This window comes from Aeribacillus composti (assembly GCF_007827555.1).
Classification (GTDB): domain Bacteria; phylum Bacillota; class Bacilli; order Bacillales; family Aeribacillaceae; genus Aeribacillus; species Aeribacillus composti.
The window spans coordinates 1-10,584 of sequence record NZ_VISS01000052.1; the positions used below are offsets into that span (position 1 = coordinate 1).

10 protein-coding genes and 2 pseudogenes are annotated in these 10,584 nt (G+C 37.0%); 8 read left to right on the forward strand and 4 right to left on the reverse strand.

The genetic code is table 11. The features are described from left to right. Positions 1 to 298: 298 nt before the first annotated feature. A complete protein-coding gene (locus FB379_RS17685) occupies positions 299 to 514 on the forward strand; it encodes a DUF6366 family protein (protein WP_144598526.1) in 216 nt (71 codons plus the stop codon). Here FB379_RS17685 and FB379_RS17690 read toward each other — a convergent pair. Beyond that, a pseudogene (locus FB379_RS17690) lies at positions 506 to 1,018 on the reverse strand (IS1595 family transposase); the annotation flags it as partial. The gene FB379_RS17685 and the pseudogene FB379_RS17690 overlap by 9 nt on opposite strands. Positions 1,019 to 1,106: 88 nt before the next feature. Here FB379_RS17690 and FB379_RS17695 point away from each other — a divergent pair. Next, on the forward strand, positions 1,107 to 1,331 hold the full coding sequence (locus FB379_RS17695) for a hypothetical protein (RefSeq protein ID WP_063389379.1): 225 nt from the start codon (positions 1,107 to 1,109) through the stop codon (positions 1,329 to 1,331). A gap of 39 nt (positions 1,332 to 1,370) precedes the next feature. Here the strand turns inward: FB379_RS17695 and FB379_RS17700 are convergent, their stop codons facing one another. Then, positions 1,371 to 2,075 (reverse strand): DUF1836 domain-containing protein, encoded by a 705-nt coding sequence (locus FB379_RS17700; RefSeq protein ID WP_144598527.1) that lies wholly within the window; start codon positions 2,073 to 2,075, stop codon positions 1,371 to 1,373. A gap of 234 nt (positions 2,076 to 2,309) precedes the next feature. Here FB379_RS17700 and FB379_RS17705 point away from each other — a divergent pair, with 234 nt between their 5' ends. The 4 genes from FB379_RS17705 (at position 2,310) to FB379_RS18605 (ending at position 6,385) form a co-directional block, all read left to right on the forward strand. Next, on the forward strand, positions 2,310 to 3,665 hold the full coding sequence (locus tag FB379_RS17705) for a TrkH family potassium uptake protein (RefSeq protein ID WP_144598528.1): 1,356 nt from the start codon (positions 2,310 to 2,312) through the stop codon (positions 3,663 to 3,665). A gap of 42 nt (positions 3,666 to 3,707) precedes the next feature. After that, on the forward strand, positions 3,708 to 5,699 hold the full coding sequence (locus FB379_RS17710) for a penicillin-binding transpeptidase domain-containing protein (protein WP_412674471.1): 1,992 nt from the start codon (positions 3,708 to 3,710) through the stop codon (positions 5,697 to 5,699). Between the two features lie 391 nt (positions 5,700 to 6,090). Then, positions 6,091 to 6,246 (forward strand): hypothetical protein, encoded by a 156-nt coding sequence (locus tag FB379_RS18600; protein ID WP_162877044.1) that lies wholly within the window; start codon positions 6,091 to 6,093, stop codon positions 6,244 to 6,246. Next, positions 6,236 to 6,385 (forward strand): hypothetical protein, encoded by a 150-nt coding sequence (locus FB379_RS18605; protein WP_186439327.1) that lies wholly within the window; start codon positions 6,236 to 6,238, stop codon positions 6,383 to 6,385. Before FB379_RS18600 ends, FB379_RS18605 begins: the two co-directional genes overlap by 11 nt. Here FB379_RS18605 and FB379_RS17715 read toward each other — a convergent pair. After that, on the reverse strand, positions 6,382 to 8,151 hold the full coding sequence (locus FB379_RS17715; protein ID WP_144598529.1) for a B12-binding domain-containing radical SAM protein: 1,770 nt from the start codon (positions 8,149 to 8,151) through the stop codon (positions 6,382 to 6,384). The two genes, FB379_RS18605 and FB379_RS17715, sit on opposite strands and share 4 nt — an antisense overlap. Positions 8,152 to 8,642: 491 nt before the next feature. Here FB379_RS17715 and FB379_RS17720 point away from each other — a divergent pair, with 491 nt between their 5' ends. Together FB379_RS17720 and FB379_RS18880 are read left to right on the forward strand one after the other, a co-directional pair. Beyond that, on the forward strand, positions 8,643 to 9,389 hold the full coding sequence (locus FB379_RS17720) for a FadR/GntR family transcriptional regulator (protein ID WP_063389375.1): 747 nt from the start codon (positions 8,643 to 8,645) through the stop codon (positions 9,387 to 9,389). Between the two features lie 109 nt (positions 9,390 to 9,498). Further along, a pseudogene (locus FB379_RS18880) lies at positions 9,499 to 9,832 on the forward strand (IS701 family transposase); the annotation flags it as partial. Positions 9,833 to 10,243: 411 nt separating this feature from the next. Here the strand turns inward: FB379_RS18880 and FB379_RS17725 are convergent. Further along, a complete protein-coding gene (locus FB379_RS17725) occupies positions 10,244 to 10,480 on the reverse strand; it encodes a hypothetical protein (protein ID WP_144598530.1) in 237 nt (78 codons plus the stop codon). Positions 10,481 to 10,584 lie beyond the last annotated feature (104 nt).

Consider the following 10,584-nt stretch of genomic DNA (forward strand, 5'->3'; position numbering starts at 1 on the left):
CCAGGGGATGTTCGACCTTCCTTCACTTCTACTATAAAAAAATAGTAGCACAAACCTTGGCCTAGGTCTGTACTACTAATGTTAGTATGTTTTTATCATTTTTACATGGTCCGGAGCGTCTTTAGTTTTGATCATTTCATTGTTTATTTTTAGTAAAGGCTGTTCTCTAAAAGATTTTTTATATGAAAATTTGTTAAATTACCATAATGTGTTAAAATTATGTTATAAACCTTAAGGTAAGATTTATGTAAAGAGTATGAAGAACATATGTTAGTATTACAAAAATGGGGGTGTGATAATGAGCGAAGACAAAGAAACACCTGGAAGAAGAAGAGAAAGACTAAGACGAGAAGAATTAATACGAAACCCAATTGGAAATATAAACGATGCGTTTAATAGAGCTGAAACTGGAAACCTTGCTGATTTAGTAGGTAGTTTAGGTTGGAAGGGTACTGGAATACTTATTCTTGCGATCATAATAGGTTTTATAGCCGCATCAATATTCTTAAAGTAAGGAGAGTGCTTTGAGGTCTTTTATTATGCACTTCTTAGTTGTATAATTTGATTTTTGACAAGCTGAAATAAGCATTTGCTCTAACACGTTTATCAAATGTTAAATCCTTTCTTTATTAATCAACGGAACTAATAAAGGCAGTGATCCAAATAACGAGTTCCAACCCTTTAGAACCTTTCCACCCAACTTTTCAAGCGATTGTGGAAATTGTTAACGTGTTGAATATGATAAATTCCTTCCTTAACACGTTGCATTTGGCGTTCATTGACCAACACCCCCTTCAATTTGGCAAGCTTCTTATAATTCGTTGCTGTATCAGTGCATAGCAAAGCGGAAGGTGAATAAACTCACCTATCACAGTTCAATTTCTTCGGCTTTAACACGCCCTGTTCCTGTTTTTCGAGCAATCATATTGCCATTTCTATCTTGTGCTGCGACAACTGCAATTGTAAAATTAGAAATCCCTCTTTTCTTATCTTTCTTGCCACATTTCTTAACTTTTCTATGTGATTTCACGCTCCCTTAAAAATGTTGCCCTTTGCCGTTTCTTTGTTATTATATAGGTATTGGCTGCTATAAGGAGGGGACTTATTTGAATCATCAAAAAAATGATGTTTATCTTAACATGATGGAAAATAGCTTACAAAGAATTTCAAACCATTTTCATGAAATGGTCAAGATGATGGAAGAAAAAATGGATTTTACATACGAACGTTATACAGCTTTTGAACGAATGAAAAAGGAATTGCTTGAAGACATGAGGGCTCTCGAATTTTACATAAAAGGTTCGGCTAAAAGTAGTCAAGCCCGAAAATAACGTTCGGGAATTGCACAACCGCAATTCCCGATCTAAAAGTTAGTTATTATCTATTTTTTTCGATTCGCTTTCTTTATCAATGAACGCTTTTGCCCTTGTTTGAAAATGATACGTTAAAACAGCCAATACCGCAGCAACCGTCACATGGCAAATGCTGTCGATTTGAGCTTCCGATAAAGAAGTTTGCTTTTGAAGAAGCCTTTTTGTTTGTACGAAAAGTTTTTTTTCAAACTGCCGGTTGTTGTCGATCTCGACATTTTTTACTTGTTCCAACACATCTGTATATAATTTATAAAACATTAACGGACTGATTAAATCATCATTCCGGTCGGAAATCGTATTAAAAACTTTCATCAATAAGGAACGGACAGTTTCAAAGTCGAATATGGTTTTTAAATCTTTTACAATTAACAATAAAGCAGCTTGTTCGACCGAATATTTTTTTCCAAGTTCAGGAGGACCGATGATTTCTTTTATATCACGCTTGACCCAATTTTGAACGGAAGTTGATTTCAAGGAAGTTAGTTCGCAAAAATTTCCTAAGATGACGATTTCATTCGTTGACAGTCCAAGCTCTCCTTTGTCTCTTTGTTTGCTCAATTTTTTGATGAAGCCAGGTATTTGGTTTGTTTGATCAGAGGGCAATTGTTGTTTCATCACTTCTTCAGGGGATAATTCGTGTATTCTTTTTAAAGATAGTAATAATTGAACCATAACGGAACGACGCAATTGAATTTTTCCCATAACATCCCCCTTTATTAAACAGCCTACCCTTATTTTTAATAAAAAGATATAAAAAAACAAGCATTTTATATGGAATTAATAAGTTCAGATAAATTTTTCTTGAGTATGAATTTGTAGAAATTGGCACAATAACAAATTTTTCAGTTTCGATGATCAAAATTGGAAAAACCTCTTTAAAAAAACTTGTACTTTCTTTATGATAGTATGAGCAGTAAAAAAAAGGATTGAACAAGGATGCTAGTAAATATTCGTAATCGATTAGTTTCACTATCACCAGCTCAGATGCTTGCTATTTTTTATTTTTTAGCTATCACTGTTGCGGTCATTTTGCTCAGTTTGCCGTTTGTTCACAAACCGGATGCCGAATGGACGTTTTTGGATGCATTGTTTACTGCTGTTAGTGCAGTAAGTGTAACAGGGCTGACAACTGTTTCAATCATTGATACGTTTACCGTTCCGGGGATTTTTATTTTAATGATTGTTCTCCAAATTGGCGGCATCGGCATCATGACGTTGGGCACATTGTTTTGGTTCGTTTTAGGCAAAAAAATAGGCTTAAGGGAACGTCAGTTGATCATGGTTGATCAAAATCAATTGAATTTGTCCGGCATTGTAAATTTAATGAGGCAAATTATGTTGATGATTTTGATTATTGAACTGATCGGCACCATCATATTAGGCACATATTATTTAAAATATTTTCCGGAATGGAAGGAAGCTTATTTGCATGGCATGTTTTCTGCCATCAGCGCCACAACGAATGCCGGCTTTGATATAAGCGGTTCGTCGCTCGTACCTTTTGCACATGATTATTTTGTCCAAATGGTTCATATTATTTTAATGACGCTGGGAGCTATCGGATTTCCAGTTTTGATTGAGACAAAAAACTTTATTTTGACAATTGGAACAAAAAGGACATACCGGTTTTCTTTGTACACAAAATTGACAACTGTGACATTTTTCGCATTGGTCGTTATTGGAACAATCCTGATCTATCTAATAGAATCAGGCAATTATTTATCTGATAAAAGTTTTCTCGAATCTTTCTTCTATGCTCTGTTTCAATCAGCTACCACAAGGAGCACAGGGCTTTATACAATGGATGTCAGCATGTTCAGCGAGACGACTTTGCTGATTATGTCCATATTTATGTTTATAGGTGCTTCGCCAAGCTCTGTAGGTGGCGGTGTTCGAACGACTACCGTTGCAGTCATTTTGCTAGTTGCCTTTCATTTTGCAAAAGGCTCCAGCACGGTGAAAGTATTTAAACGGGAAATACACCCAGATGATATAAAAAAATCAATTGCCGTTATGACAGTTTCTGTTATTTTGTGCTTAACTTCGATTGTCATATTATCTGCAACAGAACGGTTTACGTTAATGGAAATTATCTTTGAAGTTTGTTCAGCCTTTGGAACAACAGGGCTTTCGCTTGGCATTACATCTGAACTTAGTCCGATCGGAAAAATCATAATCATGATCATGATGTTTATTGGTCGGATCGGCATTTTATCGTTTATTTTTTTAATTGGAAAACAGAGGAAGGAAGCCAATTATCATTATCCGAAAGAGCGGGTAATTATTGGATAAAAAAGAATTGTCATAAAATCATAGGGGAGAGGGGGAATTTTTGTGCGGATTCGAAAGCTTTTTTTTAGTGTTTTTGTCGTGCTGGTGCTTTTTTCGGGATGTTCTAAAGATCCAGAGCCGGAGGATCGTTTTGCAGACTTTGTTGTCAATTGGAGAGACCAAAATTTTTCGGAAATGTATGACCAATTGACTGCCAATGTGAAAAAAAATATCAAAAAAGACGAATTTGTTTCCCGCTATGAAAAAATTTATCAAGATTCAGGTGTGAAACAGCTGAAAATCGACTTTAAGAAACCGAAAGAAGAAATAAAGCCTGATAAAAACGGAAATATTACATTCCCATTTGCTGTTTCAATGGAAACATTAGCGGGGAAAATAAGCTTTGAAAACAAAGCCGTTTTAAAAAAAGAAGAAACCGATAATGGAAACGATTGGCGAATTGAATGGAATCCTTCCTTTATTTTTCCTCAGCTTGATGAGGGAGAAGAAATTTCCATCCAGCCGATCGCGCCGGAAAGAGGGGAGATTTTTGACCGAAATGGAAAAGGACTTGCCATCAATGGCCTGTTGTTTGAAATCGGTGTAGTACCGGGAGAAATGAAGGAGCAAAAAGAAACCATTTTGGAACAAACAGCGAAGCTTCTTGAAGTTTCCAAGGAGGAAATTGAGAAAAAATTATCCCAAGGCTGGGTGAAGGAGGACTCATTCGTCCCGCTGAAAATCGTAAATCCGGCTGACACAGAGCTTGTCAACAAACTTTTAGCCATTCCTTCCGTTAAGAAAAAAAATGTAACGGGAAGAATGTATCCTTTTGGCGAGAGCGCTGCCCACTTGACTGGCTATTTGCGGTCAATGTATAAAGAAGAGCTTGAGAAATATGAGGAAAAAGGGTACAGCTCTTCTGAGCAAATTGGCGCAGCTGGATTGGAGCAAGTTTTTGAAGATGAGCTGCACGGAACGACAGGCTGGATCATCAAAGTAAAAGGAACAGATGAAGTGATCGCCAAAAAAGAAGCTGAGAACGGAAACGATATTTACCTTACAATTGATGCTGATCTTCAGCAAAATATTTACAAAGAATTATCAACTGATTCCGGTGCAAGTGTCGCAATCAATCCAAAAACCGGAGAAACTCTGGCTATGGTCAGTGCGCCGTCCTATGATCCGAACGATTTTCTGACGGAATACAAGAAGAAAAAAGATGATCCGAATAAACCGTTTATGGCTAAGTTCAAAAATTTGTATACACCTGGTTCTGTTTTAAAGCCGCTCACAGCAGCGATTGGGCTCAATACCGGAACGATTGATCCGAATAAAAAGATTTCCATTCCAAAAGATACTTGGCAAAAAGACGGGAGCTGGGGCAATTATTATATTAAGCGGGTTCCATCCCCTGCAACACAAGTTGATTTGCGCGCTGCTCTTGCCTATTCAGATAATATTTACTTCGCCCAGGCTGCTTTAAATATTGGAGCCGAAAAATTTATAAAAGGACTAGAGTCCTTTGCATTTCATGAAAAAATTGATTTTCCGTTTCCTGTTGAAACATCGAAAATTGCAAATAACGGTATGGATAATGAAGTGCTTTTAGCCGATTCTGGATATGGACAGGGACAAATTCAAATCACTCCTCTGCATTTAGCATACACCTTTACAGTATTTATTAATGGCGGAAACATGATTAAGCCCGTATTAATAAAAGAAGAAGAGAAGACACCATCCAATTGGAAAAGCCATGTTGTTTCAAAGGAACATGCGAATTTGATTTTTCAAGATTTGATTCAAGTGGTGGAGGATCCGAACGGAACGGCATATAAACCTCGAACTCCAGGATTGAAGCTGGCTGGAAAAACAGGAACGGCAGAGCTGAAAGCGGCAAAAGGAGAAAAAGGTCAGGAAAACGGTTGGTTTGTTGCTGTTGATGCGGATAAAAAAGATCTTTTAATAACGATGATGATTGAACGTGTTGAAGATCGCGGAGGAAGCCATTACGTGGTTTCAAAAGTAAAAAATATTTTCAAAGCTAGAAAGTAAAAAAGGTCAACCATCCATTGCGAAGATGAATAGAATAAACGAATTTCAGTGTTGTCATGAATCGCTTCTTTCATTGTTTGGCAGTTTTACGAAATTACGCCAAATAAGAGCGGTTCTTTTTTTATGCAAACAAAGTGCTAAATCATCACTTTTTTTAGCTGCAAAACAGAAAACGGTCCAAAATTGCCGAATAGCTTGAAGTATAAAGCATCAAAATTGCCGCTTAACCCGTTATAAAAGAAGCACAAAATACCCTTGCGGAGCAAGAAAAAACTTAAGCATTGACGATCGGGCATCCATATGGAAGCACATCCCTTTTTCCATCTTTTATAGAAACAGCTGAATAAATGGTTTGTTTCTGAAAAAGATAAAAAAGAAAGGAGGATGCAGATTGAAGAGGAAACAAGCATATAATCAAGCAGAAAAAACGAGCAAAACACCGACAGAAAGCCTTCCTGAAAAAGAATTTTCAGCATCCTATACAGATGAAGACCCGATGAAAGGGGCTAACCGAAATTCAAAAAAGGGGAAAGCACATGGAACATAATAAAAACGTAAAGAACAAAAAAGATGTGAAACAAGATTTGGAATTTGGCAATGAACTGGGAGATTTTAATGCTGCGAAAATTTACGATATTTTAGAAGAAAACAAAAGAAAAACAAAAACAAAAGGTGAGGGATGTTAAGCTTCCCTCACCTTTTTCAGCGCAGTATACGGAAAAGAAAACATATGCGGCTGGTGATCGCTATAGTTGTAATAAACTAACAAAATTGCCGGCTCTTTTACTAATATCTTTTTTTGCAAATACAGCTCAGGATTAAATGGAAGAATTTCTAAAACCGTATGCTTATATAAATCTTTTTCCGAAAGAGACAGATTTAAAAAGGTTTTTCCAAGCATTTCAGGGTTGGACAGGATAAATTGATAGATTGCTGATTGCTCCTGTTTTTTAAGCTTTTCATCCCACCATGGCTTTCGCGGCTTTTGCTTCTGATTGCGCAAATAATCGTATTTCAGAAACCCTTCAACAGTTGGCAAATGTTCTCGTTTGCGTTCTTGAATAAACGAAAATAATCTTCGAAACAAATCTTCGAGCTGATGACCAATTCTTGCCCATCCGCGTTCATCCCAGTAGGCGCCAAATTCTTGAAAGAAATCAAAAGGCGTCTCAAACACTTCTTCTACTAAATATTCTACTGTCGCGTCCATTCGATGGTCGTTCCAAAATTTCTCAAGAACATCTTCCACCTGTTTAATTTTGAGAATATCTTCAAAAGAGAGAACGTTGTTGCTTAAAATTTCGTATGGCGGTTCATCCATATACACGTAGCCAAAATGTTTAGCTCCAATTCGAAGACCAGTCCCTCTGAGCATTTTTAAAAAACCAAGCTGCAGTTCTTCAGGTCTTAATGCAAACACATCGTTAAAAGTTTTTCGAAAAGAGTTGTAGTCTTCTTCAGGAAGTCCGGCAATTAAATCAAGGTGCTGATCTATTTTTCCGCCTTGTTTGATCATCGTCACCGTTCTGGACAGTTTTGCGAAGTTTTGCTTCCGTTTCACTAATTCGTTTGTGAAATCGTTTGTTGATTGAACGCCGATCTCGAATCGGAAAAGTCCTTTCGGTGCGTTGTCATTTAAAAACTGAATCACTTCCGGGCGCATAATGTCGCCAGTTATTTCGAACTGGAACACGACGCCCGGAACATGTTCATCAATTAAAAATTGAAACATGTCCATCGCATATTTCCGGCTGATGTTAAACGTTCGGTCGACAAATTTAATTGTTTTCGCACCGTTTTTCATTAAATAGCGAATATCTTCCTTGATTTTCTCCCGATCAAAATAACGAACCCCAACCTCAATGGAAGATAAGCAAAATTGGCAGTTGAAGGGACAGCCGCGGCTCGTTTCAATATAAACAATCCGTTTGCTAAGATGTGGCACATCTTCTTCAAATCGAAAAGGCGACGGCATCATTCGCAGATCAATTTTGTTTCTCTGCGGATTTACAATGACTGCTCCGTCTTTTCGAAAAGCTAAACCGCTCACGTTTTCCCATTCTTGGTTTCCATGTGCTTCCCGCAAAAACTGCTTAAACGTTTCTTCCCCTTCTCCTACGATAATAAAATCAATCTCTGGGATTTTTTCAAGCCATTCTTTCGTATCATAGGATACTTCAGGCCCACCAAAGACAATGATGGTTTCCGGCTTTATTTTTTTCAGTATTTTCGCCACTTTGATTGTTTCTGCAATGTTCCATATGTAACAGCTAAAACCGATTATGTCCGGTTTTTTTCGAAACAAATCTGTTACAATGTTCATCGCGGGATCTTTTATCGTATATTCTGCCATTTGAACTTGAAATTCTGGCTCGGCATATGCTTTTAAATAACGTATAGCCAAGTTCATATGAATGTATTTGGCATTTAATGAACTGACAATGATGTTCATATTTCCACACCTTTTTCATAATGGATATTGAGAAGTAGCGATTTTCTACATTATTGTAACATATTCTTTTCAAATAAGAAGAAGCAGGGATTCACCCTTTTGATAAGTTTTTCGTACGCGTTCTTTTCCGTTTCTATCAATCACCTTAACAAGTCTACAGCTATAAAGCATATTCGTCGAGTGTTTTTGTCATTTTAACTGGTACAGTAAAAGTGAGTTACATATTAGACGTTCGTAACGGATGAAGCATTGTTTAAGAGTTTAGACAAATTTCTCTTTTTTTATGATGAAGTTTCATTCAGTCATTTGCGCGATTTCGGAGACACAGGTCTATGATTCCTTCCAAAAAAGTTGTCAAAAAAGAAAAAGTTTATGGTTAGACGCTGTTATTTTTTCGCCAACACTTTGATTTTTATAAGTCTTTTCCAGTAAAATAAATGTACCGATATTTTGGACTTCATTTTGTTTAGTTGAACTTTGGGGTGAAGCAAATGGAATATAAACAAATCAAACCGAGAAAGCTTTATGAAGAAGTGGCGGAAGCCCTTTTAGATATGATTAAAAAAGGAGAAATAAAACCAGGAGAAAAATTGGAATCCGTTCATCAGCTTGCTGAAAATTTTCAAGTCGGCCGTGCAGCGATTCGTGAAGCATTAAGCGCATTACGAGCAATGGGGATTGTTGAAATGAAACAAGGGGAAGGAACGTTTGTAAAAGAGTTTGATCCCATGTCATTCACGTTTTCTCTTTCGACAGCGGCGTTAATGAATATGAAAGATATTGAACATTTATTAGAGGTTAGAAAAATATTAGAAGTCGGTGCTGCATTTACTGCTGCAGCAAAGCGGACGGAGCAAAATCTCCATGATATGAAAGCTGCGCTTGACGAAATGCTTATCCATATAAACGATGAAGAATTAGGAGAAAAAGCGGATTGGAAGTTTCATAAAGCGATCGCAGCCGCTACGCAAAACCCCATTTTATTAAGCTTAATGAACAATGTAGCCGACATGATTGTTGAAACGATGCGGGAAACACGAAAAATTTGGCTTTATTCAGAGCAAGTAACCGCAGAACGAATTTTTCAAGAGCATAAAGCCATCTTTACAGCAATTGAACAACAAAACGCGGAAGAAGCACAGCATTTAATGCTCGCACACCTGACAAATGTTGAAAAGGTTTTGAAAAAACATCATAAAGCCCATATAAAAACAGGGGCTAAAACAGAGTCTTTTTAACTAGGAATTGACATATGATGCAAGCGTTTTTACACATGCCGTCTCTGACTTGAACTGACAAAAGAACTGTTGTTTTTTGCGGCAATAAAAAATTTTTCGGGAGAAACCCGTTTGGGCAGCACTGAAAACCAACCGCATCCTGTATCCACAAGGAATTCGTCCATCCGTCAAAGAATTTGCCCGTTACATCGATGTTTCCGATACCCACCTCGTGACCGTGGGAGGGGAAACGTATCGAGTGTATCGCTACGAAGGGGCATTGAACGACATTCCAAATGCGGTGGTATTGTTTTGTTGGAAAACCGATCAACCGATGACGAGCGAGCATTTGCGTTGTTTTTTAAGTACAGACACAAAAACTGAGTGATCAGGCTATTCTTGAATACTATGCGAAACGCTGGTCGATCGAAAGCTACTTTCGGCAAACGAAAGAAACATTAGGGGCTGTCCAGAAAGTCAAAATCCATTGAAAACGGAACATCATAAGCATTGATATATCAAATTTCTAAAACATTAAAGGGCGTCTATAAGCCGGAAAATCGATTATTAGACAGCCCCGACATGAGCGAGCCATTAAACGATATTGGACCATCGTACAATTTACGTATATCTATTGCATGACAGAACATTCAAGTGATTTTTCAACCGGTCTTGCGAGTGTAAGATCGAGAAAAATTCACAATCTCACTGAGTTTATTTATTACGAAGCCCAACGAGGAGTGCCACTAGATTCCATTAAAAACCAGTTACGAGTGGCATTAGGGTATTTTTGTTTTCTTTTTAAAGATGGTAATAAATGTAATGGGATTTACTCATCTACAGTTTAAGTTTAAAAGAAAAAATCTACATAAAGATTATGTAGATTTATTTTTTTGTTCTTCTCTTATTTGCAAAAGTTTAGGTATTTTCTCACTAAAAATTGTTTCAATGTCATTGATTATATTTTCTTTTGTAATGTCTTCTGTAGAATATTTAAAATTTCCAAGCTTCCCATAAATTATTTTTAGAAATGATTTTGCATCTTCTTCAGAAAGTTTTTCAATTATAGCTAAAATATCATCTAAATCCAATCTTTCATTAGGGTTCTCCATAACATTACCTCCTCGTATACTAAGTTTCAGAAAGTTTTTTTATCGAATTTCCAGTCCGATACGCTCCTTGACAATCGCATATCTTGGGTGGTTGCCTTTGTGGG

Bases quoted from the DNA above. Each gene is read 5' to 3' on its own strand.
- FB379_RS17685 (WP_144598526.1), top strand. From the start codon at position 299: ATGAGCGAAGACAAAGAAACACCTGGAAGAAGAAGAGAAAGACTAAGA.
- FB379_RS17705 (WP_144598528.1), top strand. From the start codon at position 2,310: ATGCTAGTAAATATTCGTAATCGATTAGTTTCACTATCACCAGCTCAG.
- FB379_RS18605 (WP_186439327.1), top strand. From the start codon at position 6,236: ATGGAACATAATAAAAACGTAAAGAACAAAAAAGATGTGAAACAAGAT.
- FB379_RS17725 (WP_144598530.1), bottom strand. From the start codon at position 10,480: ATGGAGAACCCTAATGAAAGATTGGATTTAGATGATATTTTAGCTATA.
- FB379_RS17700 (WP_144598527.1), bottom strand. From the start codon at position 2,075: ATGGGAAAAATTCAATTGCGTCGTTCCGTTATGGTTCAATTATTACTA.
- FB379_RS17715 (WP_144598529.1), bottom strand. From the start codon at position 8,151: ATGAACATCATTGTCAGTTCATTAAATGCCAAATACATTCATATGAAC.
- FB379_RS17720 (WP_063389375.1), top strand. From the start codon at position 8,643: ATGGAATATAAACAAATCAAACCGAGAAAGCTTTATGAAGAAGTGGCG.